Source organism: Flavobacterium niveum (assembly GCF_055231775.1).
In genome coordinates, this window is record NZ_JBUYSX010000004.1 from 96,453 (window position 1) to 113,732 (window position 17,280).

The 17,280-nt window shown below is 44.4% G+C and carries 21 protein-coding genes; 13 read left to right on the plus strand and 8 right to left on the minus strand.

Annotation, left to right across the window (positions count from 1 at the left end):
- The first annotated feature begins 29 nt into the window (after positions 1-29).
- Positions 30-668, plus strand: coding sequence for a hypothetical protein (locus ACZIX4_RS11095; RefSeq protein ID WP_463335708.1), 639 nt, complete (start codon positions 30-32; stop codon positions 666-668).
- Positions 669-695: 27 nt separating this feature from the next.
- Here ACZIX4_RS11095 and ACZIX4_RS11100 read toward each other — a convergent pair whose 3' ends face one another.
- Positions 696-1,322, minus strand: coding sequence for a hypothetical protein (locus ACZIX4_RS11100; RefSeq protein ID WP_463335709.1), 627 nt, complete (start codon positions 1,320-1,322; stop codon positions 696-698).
- Between the two features lie 226 nt (positions 1,323-1,548).
- Here ACZIX4_RS11100 and ald point away from each other — a divergent pair, with 226 nt between their 5' ends.
- The gene (gene ald / locus ACZIX4_RS11105; protein WP_463335710.1) at positions 1,549-2,643 is read left to right on the plus strand and encodes an alanine dehydrogenase; all 1,095 of its coding nucleotides are present in this window, start codon (positions 1,549-1,551) and stop codon (positions 2,641-2,643) included.
- 142 nt (positions 2,644-2,785) lie between these two features.
- Here the strand turns inward: ald and ACZIX4_RS11110 are convergent, their stop codons facing one another.
- Positions 2,786-3,964, minus strand: coding sequence for an acyl-CoA dehydrogenase family protein (locus tag ACZIX4_RS11110; protein ID WP_463335711.1), 1,179 nt, complete (start codon positions 3,962-3,964; stop codon positions 2,786-2,788).
- A gap of 263 nt (positions 3,965-4,227) precedes the next feature.
- Here ACZIX4_RS11110 and ACZIX4_RS11115 point away from each other — a divergent pair, with 263 nt between their 5' ends.
- Both ACZIX4_RS11115 and ACZIX4_RS11120 read left to right on the plus strand, forming a co-directional pair.
- The gene (locus tag ACZIX4_RS11115; protein WP_463335712.1) at positions 4,228-4,533 is read left to right on the plus strand and encodes a peptidase associated/transthyretin-like domain-containing protein; all 306 of its coding nucleotides are present in this window, start codon (positions 4,228-4,230) and stop codon (positions 4,531-4,533) included.
- A complete protein-coding gene (locus tag ACZIX4_RS11120; RefSeq protein ID WP_463335713.1) occupies positions 4,521-5,171 on the plus strand; it encodes a hypothetical protein in 651 nt (216 codons plus the stop codon). The genes ACZIX4_RS11115 and ACZIX4_RS11120 overlap by 13 nt, the downstream gene beginning before the upstream one ends.
- Here the strand turns inward: ACZIX4_RS11120 and ACZIX4_RS11125 are convergent, their stop codons facing one another.
- From ACZIX4_RS11125 to ACZIX4_RS11135, 3 genes are all read right to left on the minus strand, one after another.
- Positions 5,172-5,879, minus strand: a complete 708-nt coding sequence (locus ACZIX4_RS11125; RefSeq protein ID WP_463336079.1) for a tRNA1(Val) (adenine(37)-N6)-methyltransferase — start codon at positions 5,877-5,879, stop codon at positions 5,172-5,174.
- Between the two features lie 218 nt (positions 5,880-6,097).
- Positions 6,098-6,625 (minus strand): ribosome maturation factor RimM, encoded by a 528-nt coding sequence (gene rimM, locus ACZIX4_RS11130; protein WP_463335714.1) that lies wholly within the window; start codon positions 6,623-6,625, stop codon positions 6,098-6,100.
- Between the two features lie 14 nt (positions 6,626-6,639).
- Positions 6,640-7,191 (minus strand): 30S ribosomal protein S16, encoded by a 552-nt coding sequence (locus ACZIX4_RS11135; RefSeq protein ID WP_463335715.1) that lies wholly within the window; start codon positions 7,189-7,191, stop codon positions 6,640-6,642.
- Between the two features lie 226 nt (positions 7,192-7,417).
- On the opposite strand from ACZIX4_RS11135, the gene ACZIX4_RS11140 reads away from it, so the two are divergent.
- From ACZIX4_RS11140 to ACZIX4_RS11160, 5 genes are all read left to right on the plus strand, one after another.
- Positions 7,418-7,879 carry a DUF6252 domain-containing protein gene (locus tag ACZIX4_RS11140; RefSeq protein WP_463335716.1) on the plus strand — a complete coding sequence of 154 codons (462 nt, stop codon included), beginning with the start codon at positions 7,418-7,420 and terminating at the stop codon, positions 7,877-7,879.
- Positions 7,880-8,096: 217 nt separating this feature from the next.
- Positions 8,097-8,537, plus strand: a complete 441-nt coding sequence (locus ACZIX4_RS11145; RefSeq protein WP_463335717.1) for an RNA recognition motif domain-containing protein — start codon at positions 8,097-8,099, stop codon at positions 8,535-8,537.
- Positions 8,538-8,692: 155 nt separating this feature from the next.
- Positions 8,693-10,021 (plus strand): TolC family protein, encoded by a 1,329-nt coding sequence (locus ACZIX4_RS11150; protein WP_463335718.1) that lies wholly within the window; start codon positions 8,693-8,695, stop codon positions 10,019-10,021.
- Between the two features lie 20 nt (positions 10,022-10,041).
- Complete coding sequence (locus ACZIX4_RS11155; RefSeq protein ID WP_463335719.1) at positions 10,042-11,094, plus strand: HlyD family secretion protein; 1,053 nt, start codon at positions 10,042-10,044, stop codon at positions 11,092-11,094.
- 16 nt (positions 11,095-11,110) lie between these two features.
- A complete protein-coding gene (locus ACZIX4_RS11160) occupies positions 11,111-12,700 on the plus strand; it encodes an MFS transporter (protein ID WP_463335720.1) in 1,590 nt (529 codons plus the stop codon).
- Positions 12,701-12,817: 117 nt separating this feature from the next.
- On the opposite strand, the gene ACZIX4_RS11165 is transcribed toward ACZIX4_RS11160, so the two are convergent.
- Positions 12,818-13,291 carry an SRPBCC family protein gene (locus ACZIX4_RS11165; RefSeq protein WP_463335721.1) on the minus strand — a complete coding sequence of 158 codons (474 nt, stop codon included), beginning with the start codon at positions 13,289-13,291 and terminating at the stop codon, positions 12,818-12,820.
- A complete protein-coding gene (locus tag ACZIX4_RS11170; protein ID WP_463335722.1) occupies positions 13,291-13,728 on the minus strand; it encodes a Rieske (2Fe-2S) protein in 438 nt (145 codons plus the stop codon). Before ACZIX4_RS11170 ends, ACZIX4_RS11165 begins: the two co-directional genes overlap by 1 nt.
- A gap of 169 nt (positions 13,729-13,897) precedes the next feature.
- On the opposite strand from ACZIX4_RS11170, the gene greA reads away from it, so the two are divergent.
- The 4 genes from greA (at position 13,898) to ACZIX4_RS11190 (ending at position 16,092) form a co-directional block, all read left to right on the plus strand.
- Positions 13,898-14,374, plus strand: coding sequence for a transcription elongation factor GreA (gene greA, locus ACZIX4_RS11175; protein WP_463335723.1), 477 nt, complete (start codon positions 13,898-13,900; stop codon positions 14,372-14,374).
- A gap of 16 nt (positions 14,375-14,390) precedes the next feature.
- Positions 14,391-14,780 (plus strand): HIT family protein, encoded by a 390-nt coding sequence (locus ACZIX4_RS11180; protein ID WP_463335724.1) that lies wholly within the window; start codon positions 14,391-14,393, stop codon positions 14,778-14,780.
- A gap of 298 nt (positions 14,781-15,078) precedes the next feature.
- A complete protein-coding gene (locus ACZIX4_RS11185; protein ID WP_463335725.1) occupies positions 15,079-15,465 on the plus strand; it encodes a lipocalin family protein in 387 nt (128 codons plus the stop codon).
- A gap of 120 nt (positions 15,466-15,585) precedes the next feature.
- Positions 15,586-16,092, plus strand: a complete 507-nt coding sequence (locus ACZIX4_RS11190; protein WP_463335726.1) for a hypothetical protein — start codon at positions 15,586-15,588, stop codon at positions 16,090-16,092.
- Positions 16,093-16,097: 5 nt separating this feature from the next.
- Here the strand turns inward: ACZIX4_RS11190 and ACZIX4_RS11195 are convergent, their stop codons facing one another.
- Entirely contained in the window at positions 16,098-17,243 is a 1,146-nt protein-coding gene (locus ACZIX4_RS11195; protein WP_463335727.1) for a sensor histidine kinase, read from the minus strand.
- Between the last annotated feature and the right edge of the window lie 37 nt (positions 17,244-17,280).

Here is a 17,280-nt window from a genome sequence, read left to right on the forward strand (position 1 = left end):
GCGTTGTATAAGCAGAACCACAACCAACCATGAAGAAACTTTTGCTTTTTATCCTGTTATTATCAGCAACTGTTAGTTTTGCCCAAGACTTGGGAAAAGATACCATTCAGCTTAAAGAAGTTTTTATCGGGAATAAACCGCCAAAGAAATCAAAAACCGTTAAAAAACGTTTTTCGGGCTTGTGTACCTTTTTAGGATCCGTTACTTATGGATATGAAAGGGTGACCCTGATTACCGATTTGCCCGAAGGATACATCAGTTCGGTAACGTTTGATTTTAACCATAAGCCAAGCAGGAAATCCACTTCTTATGATTTTCAGGATACCGATTTGCAGATCATTTTTTTTGAAGTAGCCCCGAATGGCGAACCCGGTAAGATGATAGGGGAACCTTTGCCTTTTACCGTAAAGGGAGATGAAAAGGGCAAACTGGAAATCCCGGTGCCATACCCCTTATATAAAAACCCGGGACGTTTTTTCATTGGGCTGCGCAGGGTAAAGCCTCTTAAACCAGGTACAAAAACCGATATAGAAGTGGATTACCTTTGCGATGCAGAAGGGTATATTACTTATATGTGGAATTCAAAATTGAACAATTGGGTCATGCTGGGGAATGGCACATCAATATACAAAATGACCATTAAAGAGGTTGTGCTGACTGATAAATAAGATGTCGGCCTGTAACTAACACAGCTGCTATTTTAAAATCTTGGCTTTGGTCTTTATCTTTTTAAAATTTTCATCGTTCAGGTCGGCCTGCATATAGTATACCGTATTCCCTTCCTTAAATACCAGTTGCTGCACATCGTTGCGGCTGATACCATCGCATGCGGTGGGGATTAAAAACATATCTACATACCGTTTCCACTTGCCGTTTTTATAGGTGTATGCCATATAATCGTAAGTGCAGCCATGCAGGGGTGCCTGTGCTACTCCCAGTTCGTCAAGGCCATCGCCGTCAAGGTCGCCCTCGTTAACCAGTATCATTCCGCAACAGCCACCCGGTACAGATGCAATTGCAGGGTCGTTAAATGTAATGCTATATTCTGAAGGGTCTTCATCACCATCAGTGCCCTCATGTATCAGTGTACCCATAGCGGTAAGCGTTTTCCCGGTGAAATTACCCGTAACTGATTCCTCCGGGTTGGCCGTGGTGCGTTCGGGCGCTACGGTTTCGGTAGTATCATTAAGCGCGCTTTCTTCTTCAGGCGGGGCGATTAGGGTAGTATCGGCACTGATGCTGTCGTTTACGGTATCGGTAGCGCTGCTTTCTTTTTTACAGGCCGCGAGTGCCAACAGGGATATAAGGAGGAGTTTTTTCATCGGGTTTATTGTTATGGTAAAGATAAGGGTTTCGGCGAAATATTGGTAAATACAGGTTTGGGGTATATTTTTTAGGGGGTGTGCGTTGTAAAAAATGTCTTTATAAACCACTAGTCCTATTTTTGTTTGGGGGTGGTGTTTTTATTTTTAAAATTATTTTACATGAACCCCTTTTAATTTAGGGGGTGTAATTATTATATTTGCAAAAATTATAATTCATACCATCATGAAAATAGGGGTGCCAAAAGAAATGAAGAACGGCGAAAACCGGGTGGCCCTAACGCCGGGTGGGGTATATGAACTTGTAAACAACGGCCACGAAGTATTTATACAGGAGTCGGCCGGGGTAGGCAGCGGTTTCCCCGATGAAGATTACCGCGAGGCAGGCGCCATAATGCTGCCCAGCCTGGAAGCGGTATACGCCATGAGCGAAATGGTGGTAAAAGTTAAAGAACCCATACAACAGGAATACCCGCTGATAAAAAAGAACCAGGTAATTTTTACCTACTTCCACTTTGCCAGCAGCGAAAGCCTTACACGTGCCATGATAGCCAGCAAGGCGGTATGCATAGCCTACGAAACCGTACGCGATGAAGACGGTTCGCTGCCGCTGCTAACCCCTATGAGCGAGGTGGCAGGCCGTATGGCCATACAGCAGGGTGCCAAATACCTTGAAAAGCCCATAAAAGGGCGTGGTGTACTGCTGGGCGGTGTACCGGGCGTGCCTCCCGGTAAGGTGCTTATACTGGGTGCCGGTGTAGTAGGGGTACAGGCTGCAAAAATGGCTGCCGGGCTGGGTGCCCACGTAACCATACTGGATATCAACATGAAGCGCCTGCGCCATATAAACGATGTAATGCCACCACATGTGGTTACCGAATACAGCAGCGTATACAATATAAAACGTCATATAAAAAACCACGACCTTATAATAGGTGCAGTGCTTATTCCGGGGGCGAAGGCACCAAGGCTTATAACCCGTGCCATGCTGAAGGAAATGCGTCCCGGTACGGTAATGGTAGATGTGGCGGTAGACCAGGGTGGCTGTTTTGAAACCACGCGCCCTACCACGCACGAAGACCCAACGTACATAATAAACGATGTGGTGCACTATTGTGTAACCAATATGCCGGGTGCGGTGCCGTATACCAGTACGCTGGCGCTGACCAACGTAACATTGCCATATATTTTAAAGCTGGCCAACCTCGGCTGGGAAACTGCCTGCAGGGAGTACCCGGACCTGGGCCGAGGCCTTAATATAGTAAAGGGAGAAGTAATGATAGACGAAATTCATGACGCCTTTCATGGCTCCCTGGTTTGAAAAAACCATCTCTGTTCCAGTTTCTGTTTGTTAAAAAGAGCCTCTGCATTATCCCGTGCAGGGGCTTTTTTATGAAAGACCGTTAAAAAATAATCCCTGGCACAAAACTGTACCAGGGATTACTATATGTTTGAAGTAGTTTTTATTTAAAAGCAGTAAAACCTGTAACATCCATCCCTGTTATAAGCAGGTGTATGTCATGCGTACCCTCGTAGGTAATTACGCTTTCCAGGTTCATCATGTGGCGCATTATACTGTATTCGCCTGTAATACCCATACCGCCCAGCATTTGGCGTGCTTCGCGGGCAATGTGTATTGCCATATCCACATTGTTTCGTTTCGCCATAGAAATCTGTGCGCTGGTGGCACGGCCTTCATTGCGCAGTACGCCCAGCCTCCAGGTAAGCAGCTGTGCCTTGGTGATTTCGGTAATCATTTCGGCAAGCTTCTTTTGTTGCAGTTGGGTGGCGCCTATCGGCTTGTCAAACTGTATACGCTCTTTGCTGTAACGCAGTGCGGTATCGTAGCAGTCCATAGCGGCACCAATGGCACCCCATGCTATACCGTAACGTGCAGAGTCCAGGCATCCCAGTGGTGCGCCCAGTCCGCTTTTGTTAGGCAGCAGGTTTTCTTTAGGTACTTTTACATTATCAAAAATCAGTTCGCCTGTAGCTGAAGCCCTAAGCGACCATTTGTTATGTGTTTCGGGAGTTGTAAAGCCTTCCATGCCGCGCTCTACGATAAGCCCGTGTATACGGCCGCTTTCGTCCTTAGCCCAAACCACGGCTATATCGGCAAAGGGAGCATTGCTTATCCACATTTTGGCACCGTTCAGCAGGTAGTGGTCACCTTTATCTTTAAAGTTGGTAATCATACCGCCCGGGTTACTGCCGTAGTCAGGCTCGGTTAGACCAAAGCAACCTATGAATTCGCCGCTGGCCAATTTTGGCAGGTATTTTTTACGCTGCTCTTCGTTGCCGTATTTCCATATAGGGTACATAACCAGTGACGATTGTACCGATGCCGTACTGCGCACACCACTGTCGCCGCGCTCTATTTCCTGCATTATAAGGCCGTAGCTTATCTGGTCCAGTCCCGCACCGCCATACTCCTCAGGGATGTACGGCCCAAAAGCGCCTATTTCGGCAAGGCCGTTAATGATTTGTTTCGGGAATTCCGCCTTCTGGGCGTAGTCTTCTATAATGGGAGACACCTCACGCTTCACCCACTCGCGGGCAGCATCGCGCACCATTTTGTGCTCGTCTGTAAGCAGGTCGTCAACTAAGTAATAATCAGGTGCCTGAAAAAGATCGGGTTTCATTTGTTTGCTTTTAGTTTAAAACAAATGTAAATAAAGAAATGTAACAATTCAATAATTTATTGTTTTATATTTTGTGATGAATTGTGTATTTGTAGGTGGTTGTGAATATTCTTTGAGGATATTAAATAAAAATAGAGAATTTAGGTAAGTGTTTTTGCGAATTTTCAAGGCTGTAAAATTAAAGCGGGTGCATTATACGCTGTAAGGTTTTTTTGTATTATTGTGACAATGGTCTTTATTGGCCAGATAAACCAATCCTATATATGAAACACCTCTTTTACCTCTTATTTTTCACAGCGGTTTTATCTGCGCAAAACGTTACCGTGCTTAATGCCGATACACGTGAGCCGGTACCTTTTGCTACGGTCATCTTAAAAACCAATGGTAAAGTAACCGGAGGCCTTTATTGTGGTGAAAATGGTACTGCTGATATTAATGCAGCGTATGATACGGCAGAGTTCAGTTGCCTAGGATTTGAAACTAAGGGGTTGGATAAAGCGAAAGTGGAAAAGACGGTATACCTGAAGCCGAAAGGGATAGTCTTGATGAAGTTACGGTGTCGTCGGTAAGGCTGAAAGATACGCTGATAGGGGAGTATAAGGAGAAGAAACTCAGGAATACCACAATAGGCGATGCCAATAGTAGTATCGCTGTGTTTTTTGGAAATACCTTTGGTAAGGATGTGCCTATCCGTGCGATTTGGCTGAAGCTGTCAAAAATAAAATATACTACGGCAGTGCGTGTACATGTATACAGCCGGAAGGATTATGAGCAAGTGTATTGGGATACAAAGGAACCCAAGAGTGAACATTCTTATGACAGTTTTATCCCGCTTAAAGATATTTACGAGCAAAATATTATAGTGTATATAAGCCCTGAAGATAAAAAGGAGTTGAAGATAGACCTCTCGGGGTATAACCTTGACTTGCCAAAGGAAGGTGCTTTTATCGGCCTGGAAGTGCTGGGGTATTTTGATGCTGCCGGGCAACCTGTAAATACAAAATCGGGAAAAGAGCTGACCTGGATAGAAATGCACCGGGCGCTTAACGATAATTTCTGCCAAAAGATTACGGTTTCAGGTACTACCTGGGATGCTTTTTGGGTGAACATCAACAAGTGGCATGCTGCCGATATGAAGGCTATGGGGCATGGTCTTGACCCTAAAAACCTGTGGACGCCTACTATGGGCCTAATTGTGGGGCATTAACTACATCTTCAAATAAAAATCCTTAGTAAGCGCTATATACTCAGCAGTATATTGGTGGCGGGCGGTTTCTATAACCAGTTCGTCTGTGGCAATGTCGTTCGTTTCATAACGGCTAAAGGCCAGCAGGCTGCGCTTTACAGGGCTTTCGGGAGTGCCTTTTACATGGGTAATTTTAAACGGGAACAAGCCTTCTTCCTTTGCCAGCAGGCGAAAATTGGCTTCTTCTTTAAAAGGAATAATTACTGCCAAGACACCGTTTTCACTCAGTATAATGCCTGATGCCTCCAGTAAATCCTGAAAGGGCAGTGAGGTGTTAAAGCGGGCTGCATCACGCTGTTCATCGCCACTGGTGTAGTCTTCGGTATAAAAAGGTGGGTTGCTTACAATCAGGTCGTATTCCTCCTCCCATTCTTCCATAAAGTCGTCCAGGCTGGCGTGGTAGCAAAACAGCCTGTCGCCCCAGGGCGAAGCCTCGAAGTTCTCCACGCACTGCTCGTGTGCTGGGGCATCTATTTCCAGTCCGTCTATCTGTTCGGCGCCGCAGCGTTGTGCCAGCATCAGCGAAATCAGTCCGGTCCCGGCGCCTACATCCAGCACGTTGTACGGGTGGTGTGCTACCGGAGCCCATGCGCCCAGCAGTACGCCGTCTGTGCCTACTTTCATAGCGGTTTTGTCTTGCTGTATGCTGAATTGCTTAAACTGGAAGATGGACATTTTGGAATGTTAGATTTTTGGATTATTAGATTGTTAGAACAGACGTAAAGATAATAGATGATAGATGAAAGACCTTTCCGTTGTTTTAAATTTTGAATTGAAAGATGTAGAGATAATAGATATCCCTGAATTTTTCAATCTTTTAATCTTTCAATTTTTAAATCACTAAGAGCTTGAGTAAGCAACTTTAAACTTTAAACCTGAAACAAAACTTAACCCAAATATAGGTCTACAAGCCCGGTTGGGGTATTTAGTGTAATGGTTTTGTTTTCGCGGTCTACCTTTATAATGAAATCGTCAATCATAGGGACAAGGATTTCTATATCGCCTTTTTTGATTTCAAAAAGTGCTTGTGCTGAAGTGTCGTTTACGCCTGCAATTACGCCGATGTCGCCCAGGCGTTCGTCTACAGCTTTAAAACCTATGATTTCGTGGAAGTAAAATTTGTTGCCTTCCAGCTTAGGCAGCATGGTAAGGGGCAGGTACAGCGGGCTGCCAAGGATAGATTCGGCTTCTTCCTCGCTGTCTATGTCCTCAAATTTTATACGGAGGAACTCGCCTTTGTGCAGGCGGCATTGTTCAATAAAAAATGGAACCAGATGTTTGTTTCTTTCAACAAACACTGATTCCATATCTTGAAAATAACCCGGGTCGTCGGTGTCCAGCCAGGCCAGCACCTCACCCTTAAAGCTAAATTTTTTGGCGATTTTGCCTAAATAAAAACAATCTTCTTTACGCATGCGCCAAAGATAAATTAAGCTTCGGTTTCTTCTGTAGTTTCCTCAGAAGTAGTTTCTTCAGTTGATTCTGCATTGGCAGCTTCTTCAGCAGCAGCGGCAGCAATAATAGCAGCTTCAGCTTCTTTTTTAGCAGCAATACGGTCTTCATTAACTTTTTTCTCAGCAGCAAGTGCATCAGCCTTAGCAGTAGCTTTAGCGTCAGAAAGTCCGTCTTTCTTGCCTTGTACTTTAGCAGCTTTTTCATCAAGCCATTTTGCAAATTTCTCTTCAGCCTGTTCAGCAGTAAGAGCGCCTTTGCGTACACCGCCTTCAAGATGGTGTTTAAGAAGTGCACCTTTATAAGAAAGGATAGCCCTTGCAGTGTCCGATGGCTGAGCACCGTTAAATAGCCACTTAACCGCGCTGTCCACGTTAAGGTCTATTGTTGCAGGGTTAGTGTTTGGATTGTATGTTCCTATTTTCTCAAGGAATTTACCATCACGTTTAGAACGGCTGTCTGCCGCTACCACCCAGTAAAAAGGTTTTCCTTTTTTACCGTGGCGTTGTAGTCTGATTCTTACAGGCATCTTATTAGATTTTGTGGGGTACCCGACCCCGGTTAATTTTAGCGTGCAAATATATAAAAGATTTTAATTTTTAAGGGCTTATCATTGAATTTTATGATTTTCTCTCGGTAGTAAATTCAAAATTTAAAATTTTATTGTGATTTATATCTTTTTGATTAGGATATATTCTATAAAAAGCTATTTTTGTCGTTGGAATATTTGAGTTACCCTTCTATAAGTAAAAGAAATGAAAAAAATTTTGTCACTTTGTGTGTTGCTGGCAGTCCTGAGTTCTTGTGAGGAAGATGTGAAATTTAACACCCCTGCAGTGCAGGCTCTTAAAGACAGGGAAAACTGGAAAGCAGACAGCTTTACCGCCTATATGGGGGCAGATTTGTCACTTAATATAATAGCCCATAAGGATTTTGAAACTCTTACACTGCATGCAGAATCTTTAAACCCGGGTGTATATACTATGGGTGAAGGGTCTGAAAACGTAGCCGGCTACGTATTTGAAGCTGATGGATTTGAAGAAGATTATACTACAGACGATGCCGAAGCAGGAGGAAGGCTTATCATTACCGAAACCAATGTAACAGGTGGGTATGTAGTGGGTACATTTAATTTCCTTGCGGTAGACAGCGCGGGTAACGAGGTTTCTTTTACTAATGGTAACTTTTACAGGATACCGCTTACTACGGCTCCTTAATATGGTATAAAACTACTTTGTAATAATATATGGGTCCCCCTGCACGGCAGGGGGGCTTTTTTTTAAGCAGTAAAATATTTTTATTAAAATTTTATTAAATAATAATAATTTTACTTGTTGCTTCATAAATAATTTTATATTTGTTATAACCTGGGCCGGTAACGTTCAGGTCCAGGATTTTTTAAGTGCTTTATAAATTTTTTTAATTTTTTTTTCCATGAACATTTTTGTTGGAAGCCTTCCGTTCAGCTTGGGCGAGGCAGATTTGAGAGAGTCTTTTGAGGCCTACGGCCAGGTAGATTCTGTAAAGATTATTATAGACAGGACCACCAGCCGCAGTAAAGGATTTGGCTTTGTGGAAATGCCAAACGAAGAAGAAGCCCAAAGAGCCATATCTGAGCTGAATGGTGCTACGGTAAGCGGCAGGACAATTGTTGTTAACCAAAGCGATGCAAGGCCTGACCAATCACAACGCAAGTCTTTCGGCGGTGGTGGTAATCGTGGTTTTAGCCGTGATAACAACCGTTCTGGAGGCTATAACCGTGATAACAACCGTAGTGGTGGCTATAACAGCGACCGTTCTGGTGGTTATAACAGCGACCGTTCAGATCGTAATGGTGGAGGCGGCTACAACCGTGGCGGCAGCGGACGCTACTAAGCTGATGCTCTTACCTTCGAGATAATCTTTAAACCGGCTATATGCCGGTTTTTTTGTGCTTATATTTTGTCTTTTTTTAATAAATTATTGTCTTTTTAATCTATATAAGACTTGATATAATCTCCCCAACTTTGCAGTGTCAATTACAACATGATATGCACCCGCACAAGTTGCTACAACTGCTTTTACCACTGGCCGCAGTTACAGCCGTATTCCCCCAGAAAATAAATGCGCAGCAGGTACTGCCATTGCAGCAGGCACTTAGCCTGACCGAAACCCAAAACAACCGCGTGCTGAAATCGGTAACCGAAAAGGAAATTGCAGCTGAAGAAGTCGCCGAAACCGAAGAAATGCGCCTGCCCGAACTGGATTTCCATACGGCCTATGCACGCATAAGCAGCATTACCGAGTTTACCCGCGGCAGCCTTGATGGGCGCAGGGTAACGCACCTTAACCCTAACATGTACGACTTTACCATGAGCGGCAGCATGCCGTTGTACCAGGGTAACCGTATTAATAACTTGGTGCGGAAAGCAAAGCTGAACCACGAAGCTGCTGGCTTTTTGGTTAAGAAAACCGAAAAAGACATAAAGCTGAATGTTACCGCATTGTACCTCGGTATCTACAAGCTGATGCAGTTGGATAAGCTCTTGGCTGAAAATGTTTCGGAAGAAAAAGAACGCCTTAAAGAGGTAAAGTCGCTCCACAAAAACGGTATGTTGACTAAAAATGAAGTGCTTCGTGCTGAACTTCAGTTGAAAGACCGGGAAATGCAGCTGATTAACAACCGCAAGGATATGGAAATAGCCTATAACGACCTGAAAACGCTGTTGCAGTTTCCCGAAGGGCAGGCGGTGGTGATAGACACCACGGGGCTTATCCATAAAACCGACGGGGTAGATTTTGCACTGCTGCAAAATGCCGCGCTGGGCAACGAGGAGTTTCGCATGGCACAGCTGCGTTCTGAAACCGGGAAGATAGATGTGAAGAACGCTAAGGCTAACTACTATCCGGTCATTAGCCTGTACGGCAGCTACGCTTATAAGTTTCCGAATTATATGTTTTTTCCGCCCGACCCGTATGCCTATACCTTTGGTAGTGTGGGCGTACAACTCACCTATAATATCAGCGGGATTTACAAAAACAAAAGCCGCGTAAGCCTTGCCAAAAAGAAAGCCGAAGCCGCTGACCGCGAAACTAAAATTGTGGAGGACGAAAACCGCGACCTTATTTTCAGGCAGTTCAGCCAATATGAGGAATTGCAGGAGAAATTTAAGGTGACCGATGCCGCCGAAGCCCTTGCCATAGAAAACTACCGCTTGGTAAAACTACAATACCTGAACCAGCTGGTGGTGGTCACCGAAATGATAGATGCCGATAACGCATTGCTACAGGCTAAGTACAACCGCATTTCGGTGCGCATAGATGCCGAAATGAAGTACTACGAAATGCTGCACACCGCAGGCCTTCCTTTTACCCGTTAATTCACCTTACGTATATAGTTATGAAACTTTTCCGTTCCGCCACGTCTAAAGGCTACCTGCACACCCTGGTAACGCTGGTGGCTACCATCCTTTTTATTACCGGCATAGTGCTGGCGCTGTGGTTCTTTTTTTACTACCGCAACCACGAAGAAACTAACGATGCCCAGGTAGAGCAGTACATAACGCCTATTGCAGCCCGTATACCTGGCTATGTGCAGCAGGTGCGCTATGAAGAAAACCAGTTTGTGCGCAAAGGCGATACCCTCATCATCATAGACCCGCGCGAATACAAAGCCCGCCTGGATAAGGCCCTTGCCGATGAGCTTACCGCCAAAAGCGCCATAAGTGTAAGCCATGCTTCGGCACAGGCTGCCGGTACCATGAACGATATTGAGAGGGCAAAACTTTCGGGTGCCAAAGCTATTATGCTCAAGGCTAAGCAGGACCTTGACCGCTATCAGTCGCTATACAAGGAAGAAGCTACCACCCTGCAACAGGTACAGCGCGTACAGGCTGATTATGATGCTGCCAAATCACACTACGAAGAGGTAGAAAGTAGCATACACCGTGCCGGGCTTACCACGGCGCAGGCGGCTACCATTATCCCCGAAACCGAGGCGCAATACCTTGCCAAAAAAGCCGATGCCGAAAATGCCGCACTGTTTTATTCTTACACCGTGATTACGGCACCGTATGACGGCTATGTGGGCAAACGTACCCTGCAACCGGGGCAACTGGTTAAAGAGGGGCAAACACTGGTAAATATGGTAAGCAGCGAAAAATGGGTGATTGCCAACTTTAAGGAAACCCAACTGGAATACCTAAAAGTAGGGCAGGAGGTAACCCTGGAGGTAGACGCTCTGGGCGATAAAAAATATACAGGGAAAATACAGTCGCTGTCACCGGCGAGTGGGGCGAGGTTCTCGTTGTTGCCGCCCGATAACGCTACAGGCAACTTTGTGAAGATAGAACAGCGCATCCCTGTTAAGATAGTGCTTACCGGCAATGATAAGGATAATGGTTTCCTGCGTGCCGGGATGAATGTTATCGTTATTGCTAAACATCAGGACTAACCGAAAAACTATTGTTATGCCAAAAGATAACGCCGGGGTGTTTAAGCCCTGGGTGCCAAACTGGCTCGCTGTTTTTGTGCTGTTTTTCTGCCTGCTGCACTGTATGGTACTGCTGGGGGTGTATACGAGTAATATTACGTATTCGGCCAGTTTTTTAGATGTGGAAGTGGAAGACTTGCAGTTTTCGCTGTGTGTTACCTATGGTACCTTCCTGGCAACGCTATTGGTAGAAAGCAGGCTGTTTAAATTCTTCCCGCCGAAAAACTACTTCCTGGTTATTTTCAGCCTTTCGGCCATAGCATTTGTAATGTCGGGCTACACCAAAAACTATGTGGTGTTCCTGCTGTTGCGCGTAGCCGAAGGTATACTTATGGCATTGCCCTGGCTGCCCTTACGGCAAATGCTTATCAACCGGTTCAGGACAAGGAATGCTATAATCATTGGGTTTAGTTTTACCTATGGTGCACTGCTGCTGGCATCGCCTTTCATTATGAACATAGCAGTATACCTGTTGGAAAATTACGACTGGCGTTACATGGCCTGTGGTTCGGCGTTGTTCCAGCTTACCTGTGTGGGGTTGGTGCTGATAACCTTTACCAACCACCGTGTGCACAAAAAAATCCCGCTCTACCAAATTGACTGGGCGAGCTTTATACTCATACACATCACCATACTCGCCGGGGCATTTGTGTTCATTTACGGCGAAAAAAAATACTGGTTCCAGTCGGCCCAAATCGTAACAGCAGCTGTTGCCTTTTTGCTGTTCGGCGGGCTGTTCCTTATGCGGCAGGTTACGGTAAAACGTCCGTCATTCGACCTGTCAGTCCTGGTGTATCCTAACCTGCGTATAGGGTTTTTCCTGTTTGTGGTGCTGTACATCGCCCGCGCCACATTGAACATTTGCCACAGCACTATGTTCACGGTGTGGAACTGGGAACCCTCACGGGTGGCGCACGTACAGTTTCTAAATGTGGCGGGCAATATCATTGGTATGGCGGTAGCGGGTATTTGCCTGGCAAAGTCGGTAGCCAGCCGGTATATATTTATAGTAGGCTTTCTGCTTCTGGCAATCCACCATATATGGATGACGTTTTTATTTGTACCCGATGCTTCATTGGCAGACATAGCCACACCTTATATGTTGCAGGGGTTTGCGGTGGGTTTTCTGTTTGTACCGTTGGTGTTGTTTACGGTGTCTTCCGTACCAAAGAAACTCGCGCCCTTTTCGGGGACTGCCGGAGTTATCGGCCGTTTTTGGGGGAGTACCTTAGGTTTTTGCATCATGCAGAATGCACAGGTTTTCCTGACCCAAAAGCATTATGATAAAGCCATATCATTTGTGCTGCCTGAAAGCCCACTGATGCAGGACCGTAATCCCGCAGCCGTGCAGCGTTTCATGGCAAAGGGCTACGCAGAACCCGAAGCATATAAACTCGCCATAAAAAACCTTGCGCAGTCGGCACGCACACAGTCGCTCCTTTTGTCCAACATGGAAATATTTACCGTAATGGGGTATGTACTGTTTGCGGTAGTTGTGCTGCTATTGTTTAACAGGCAATTACGCTTCTCTTTCGACCTGTTTAAGAATAAGGTGTGGGGGAGTTGAGGGTTATGCGGTGATTCGGTTTTTGTGGATTCGTTAATTCGTTTATTTGTGTATTTGGTGTTCAGGGTATGAGTAAATCTGCGCCATCGGGTGTAGAGACGTTGCAATGCAACGTCTCTACGGTATGTGTTTTAAAGGGTCTTCAGCTACTTGTTTAATAACGCGGTTACGTTGCATTAAAAAGCGCGTCATATACTTTTCCAGGAACAATACATCTGCAAGCTTGCCTAAAAAACCAAGCGGACTCCGGTAAGTGAAGACATCTGTCATTACCGTAAACCCATTTTGCACGTTGTATTCAAAGATATGTTCGTGCTTAAAGCTTTTAAACGCCCCCGATACCATTTCATCGGCAAAATGGTGCGGGTAATTGTATTCTGTAATACGGCTGGTAAGCTTTTGGGTTATGCCAAAATGTTTAGCTTCCCAGGTTACGGTTTCGCCGGGTTCCATAAGGCCGGAGGTACGCCCTGCTATGGCTTTTTCTTTGGTTTGTACCGTAGACTGCATGTGTAAATCTACACTGCGAGACAGGTTAAACACCACGTCGGCAGGGGCATGTATGGTAGTGTACAGCCGTATAGCCGGCATTAGTTATATACCCGTATAACGTTGTTGCCCAGTATTTCTACGCGGTAAGCTTTAAGTGGATATTTTACCTTGGTGGTAGGCTGCCCCGTAAACAGGCTGTATTCTACGTCGTCGCACGGGCAGGTTACATTTACGCCGTTTTTTACCAGTACAGAGCAGCTGCTTAGTTCCTGGTTAGGGCAGCTGGCCTCCCAGGCGGCCCACCCGCTGCCGGTATTCATAACAAAAATACCGTTTATGCCCACGCCGTCTATGCCTATGTACTTGGCATTGCCGGTATACAGCAGGTCGGTGTAAGATGGCAGGGCCATGTCTATATTAACGGTAAAGCTGTAGCCGGGCAGGTACGGGTTGTTATTGTTAAAGTTATCTGACGAACATCCGGTAAAGCCGGCAATGCCTGTAAGGGCTACTATAAGTATTAAAAGTTTTTTCATTGCAATTTTTAAATTCCTGAAGAAATATTATGAAACAAATTTAATTTATTTAACTTTGGTATGTGCTATACTGGCACTGAAAACAGATTTATTAAAAAAATATTATCTTTGCAATATAAGAAATCCCGCTCCCATGGGATTTTTTCTATTTTATATAAACGACGAAGTTATGAGTACAGTATCTTATTACACTGCTGAAGGCCTGAAAAAATTAAAAGATGAACTGGAGAACCTGAAGAGTGTGGAGCGCCCTAAAGCAAGCCAGGCCATAGCAGAGGCCAGGGACAAGGGAGACCTTAGTGAAAATGCCGAGTACGATGCCGCTAAAGAGGCGCAGGGACTGTTAGAACTTAAGATATCTAAAATGGAAGAACTGGTAGCTAACGCCCGTATTATAGACGAGTCGCAGCTGGATACCAGCAAAGCATTGGTGCTTAGTACCGTGAAAATAAAAAACCAGGCAAACGGCATGGAAATGAAGTACACGTTGGTAGCCGAAAGTGAGGCGAACCTTAAAGCCAACAAAATATCGGTAACATCGCCTATAGGCAAGGGGTTACTGGGTAAATCAGTAGGTGAAGTGGCTGAAATAAAAGTGCCGAACGGTACGCTTAACTTTGAAGTGCTGGAAATAACCAGGGACTAACCTATAAACGCTTATCATGAGTTCTATATTTACCAAAATAATAAACGGCGAAATACCGGCTTATAAAATTGCTGAAGACGACAAATACCTTGCTTTCCTTGATGTGAACCCAAATGCAAAGGGGCATACCCTGTGCATACCCAAAGAGGAAATAAACAAGATTTTCGATATGGAAGAGGAGCATTACCTTGGCCTGATGCAGTTTAGCCGAAAAATAGCTAAAGCATTAGAGAAAGCCGTACCCTGCAAAAGGGTTGGTATGGCAGTAATAGGGCTTGAGGTACCGCATGTGCACGTACACCTTATTCCGCTTAACAATATGGATGAAATGCGTTTTGTAGATAAAGTGAAATTAGAGAAAGAGGAATTTGAAGCGCTTGCAAAAGCGATTACCGAAAATTTATAAGTACATTGTTAAAACATTCATAAAAAGCCGGGGTAGCCCGGCTTTTTTGTTAAAAAAACTTTGCAGATTACCGCCGAAGTATATCTTTGCAATGTTTTTAAACCAATTTAATCATTTATTAACCTTTAATACTTAACGACCAACCGTACACCGTTTTTTATACCTGATTATTTACGAAACTAAATATGCTTTTGCCACGGTTCATAGCCTGTGGCACCGATAGACCTTTATTTTTTAACCAATTAATTATTTAACGAAAATGAAAAAAGTTTTTGGCCTTTTGGCACTTACAGCTGTTATGTTCTCTTGTTCAGATGATGATTCATCTTCTGGTGTTAGCGAAGCAAAACTATCTGCTAACAAGTGGTACTACAGTACTACCAAAACTACTGTTGAAGGATATACAGTAGACGAAGGTGCTTATGATCACGACTGTACAACTTCTAAAGATTACATCTCTTTTTCAAACGGTACTTATTCAGATAGCTACCATTACAGTGATTGTACAGAAGACATTGAAACCGGTAGTTACACTCTTAGTGGTAAGAAGATTGTTTTAACACAGGATGGTGAAACCATTGAGATAAATGTAAAATCTCTAAGTTCAAGCAAGCTTGTTCTTGAAGCAAGTGAAGAGTACGAAGGTGTTACTTACAAGAGTACTGTAGAATATACAGCAAACTAATTAAAGATTAAAGTTGTTTATAGAAAAGTGCTGCTCGGTTTACCGGCGGCACTTTTTGCTTATGTACTGTAAGTTTTTTGTTTAAATTGCGTTATAAACCAAATAACCAAAACAAACCACATGAAAAAACTATTTGCGTTAAGCGTTGCATTGCTCATGCTTGTTTCGTGTAGCAATGATGATGACCCTAAGGCCGCAGTTACTTCAAGCAGCCTTTCGGTTACTATAGATAACGAAACCTTCGAAATACAACCGGTTGTAACCCTTGAAGGAAAATATATGGACTACATCCTCACGGTTGATGGAAATGTATATTTCCCGCAGACAAATGAAGTGCGGTATGCACTGCATTTTGAAATAGAAGAACCTGATGCCGGGCTGGAAATAAAGGCTGTAAGCCTTACTAAAAGGACCGTATCAGGGGTGAATTTCACATCTGAAGGCTATCAATGGGCAGAAGATGGCCCCGGCGGCTCTTCAGACCGTTCAGGAGGATATACAAACAGCTATCATCCTACCCATACCACTACAGCCGATATACGGTTTAACGGGCAAATGGTTTCAGATGAAGCGGGTAATTTAAGCGAGCAGTATATAAAAAGTGTTTTTCAGGTAAAGATAAACTAACAGCCTTATATTTTTTGCATACTTACCTGCATGGTGGTGCCTTTGCCTACTTCGCTAAAGGCTACTTTTATACGCCCGTTGTGGTATTCTTCTACGATACGCCTGGTTAACGACAGGCCAAGTCCCCATCCGCGTTTTTTGGTAGTAAAGCCGGGTTCAAACACCTTCCGGAATTGCGATTTTGGTATGCCCTTGCCGGTGTCGGTTACCTTTATTTTTACATATTTGTCGCTTTCAAAAATATTTACGCTCAGGTTGCCTTTGCCCTTCATGGCATCTATGGCATTTTTCACCAGGTTTTCTACCGTCCAGCTGTGCAGCTCGGGGTTCAGCATTACCATAACCGGGTGGTCTGGCGCATTAAAGCTAAACTCCACCTGGCGGCTGGCGCGGCTCTTCAGGTAGGCAAATGATTTTTCGGTTTCGGCTATAATATCGCGTTTTTCCAGTACCGGTTCGCTGCCTATCTTGCTGAAACGGTCGGCTATGGTTTGCAGGCGCATTACATCCTTCTCTACTTCCATAACAGTAGTTTCATCCACATCATCAGCACGCATTATCTCTATCCATCCTAAAAGCGATGACAGCGGTGTGCCTATCTGGTGCGCGGTTTCTTTGGCCATACCTGCCCAAAGCCTGTTTTGTGCACCGGCTTTTGTAGCACGGTAAAAGTTATACACTACCGAACCGAATAACAATATAATAGCAGCCAGTGCAAACGGATAGTATTTTAATATCTCCAGCAAAACCGAGTTGCCATAATAGGCATACTGAAATTCGCCCGGCAGGTATTCTATAGCCAGCTTGTTTTCGCCTGATTTAAATTTATCAAGCATTTGGTACGCCTGTATTGAATCTTTCATTACGCGGTCGTCTACATTACGCCACGAAATTATTTTGCCTTTATCATCGGTAAGGATAATAGGGACCGTATTGTTGTTGTTAATAATGGTACTCAGGGTTACCAGTACCTTGCCGTCTGCCTCGGGCAACGATTCGGTAGCATTGGCCCAAAGTTCCATTTTAGCGCGCTCCTCCTCCTTAAAAATCTGGAACAGGTAGTAGGTGTTCCATACAATAAATACTACTATAAAGCACGAAACGCCAATAATCATCCAGCGGGTAAAGGTCCTTTTATCGGAAATTTGCATACAAATTTATTTTCGCCTTAAAGATAATAAAAACTGG

Excerpts from the sequence above, each read along its gene's own strand:
- greA (WP_463335723.1), top strand. The coding sequence starts at position 13,898 with ATGAGTACAGTATCTTATTACACTGCTGAAGGCCTGAAAAAATTAAAA.
- ACZIX4_RS11185 (WP_463335725.1), top strand. The coding sequence starts at position 15,079 with ATGTTCTCTTGTTCAGATGATGATTCATCTTCTGGTGTTAGCGAAGCA.
- ACZIX4_RS11150 (WP_463335718.1), top strand. The coding sequence starts at position 8,693 with ATGCACCCGCACAAGTTGCTACAACTGCTTTTACCACTGGCCGCAGTT.
- ACZIX4_RS11180 (WP_463335724.1), top strand. The coding sequence starts at position 14,391 with ATGAGTTCTATATTTACCAAAATAATAAACGGCGAAATACCGGCTTAT.
- ACZIX4_RS11110 (WP_463335711.1), bottom strand. The coding sequence starts at position 3,964 with ATGAAACCCGATCTTTTTCAGGCACCTGATTATTACTTAGTTGACGAC.
- ACZIX4_RS11100 (WP_463335709.1), bottom strand. The coding sequence starts at position 1,322 with ATGAAAAAACTCCTCCTTATATCCCTGTTGGCACTCGCGGCCTGTAAA.
- ald (WP_463335710.1), top strand. The coding sequence starts at position 1,549 with ATGAAAATAGGGGTGCCAAAAGAAATGAAGAACGGCGAAAACCGGGTG.
- ACZIX4_RS11135 (WP_463335715.1), bottom strand. The coding sequence starts at position 7,191 with ATGCCTGTAAGAATCAGACTACAACGCCACGGTAAAAAAGGAAAACCT.
- ACZIX4_RS11170 (WP_463335722.1), bottom strand. The coding sequence starts at position 13,728 with ATGAAAAAACTTTTAATACTTATAGTAGCCCTTACAGGCATTGCCGGC.
- ACZIX4_RS11145 (WP_463335717.1), top strand. The coding sequence starts at position 8,097 with ATGAACATTTTTGTTGGAAGCCTTCCGTTCAGCTTGGGCGAGGCAGAT.
- rimM (WP_463335714.1), bottom strand. The coding sequence starts at position 6,625 with ATGCGTAAAGAAGATTGTTTTTATTTAGGCAAAATCGCCAAAAAATTT.
- ACZIX4_RS11195 (WP_463335727.1), bottom strand. The coding sequence starts at position 17,243 with ATGCAAATTTCCGATAAAAGGACCTTTACCCGCTGGATGATTATTGGC.
- ACZIX4_RS11095 (WP_463335708.1), top strand. The coding sequence starts at position 30 with ATGAAGAAACTTTTGCTTTTTATCCTGTTATTATCAGCAACTGTTAGT.
- ACZIX4_RS11190 (WP_463335726.1), top strand. The coding sequence starts at position 15,586 with ATGAAAAAACTATTTGCGTTAAGCGTTGCATTGCTCATGCTTGTTTCG.
- ACZIX4_RS11165 (WP_463335721.1), bottom strand. The coding sequence starts at position 13,291 with ATGCCGGCTATACGGCTGTACACTACCATACATGCCCCTGCCGACGTG.
- ACZIX4_RS11160 (WP_463335720.1), top strand. The coding sequence starts at position 11,111 with ATGCCAAAAGATAACGCCGGGGTGTTTAAGCCCTGGGTGCCAAACTGG.
- ACZIX4_RS11155 (WP_463335719.1), top strand. The coding sequence starts at position 10,042 with ATGAAACTTTTCCGTTCCGCCACGTCTAAAGGCTACCTGCACACCCTG.
- ACZIX4_RS11115 (WP_463335712.1), top strand. The coding sequence starts at position 4,228 with ATGAAACACCTCTTTTACCTCTTATTTTTCACAGCGGTTTTATCTGCG.
- ACZIX4_RS11140 (WP_463335716.1), top strand. The coding sequence starts at position 7,418 with ATGAAAAAAATTTTGTCACTTTGTGTGTTGCTGGCAGTCCTGAGTTCT.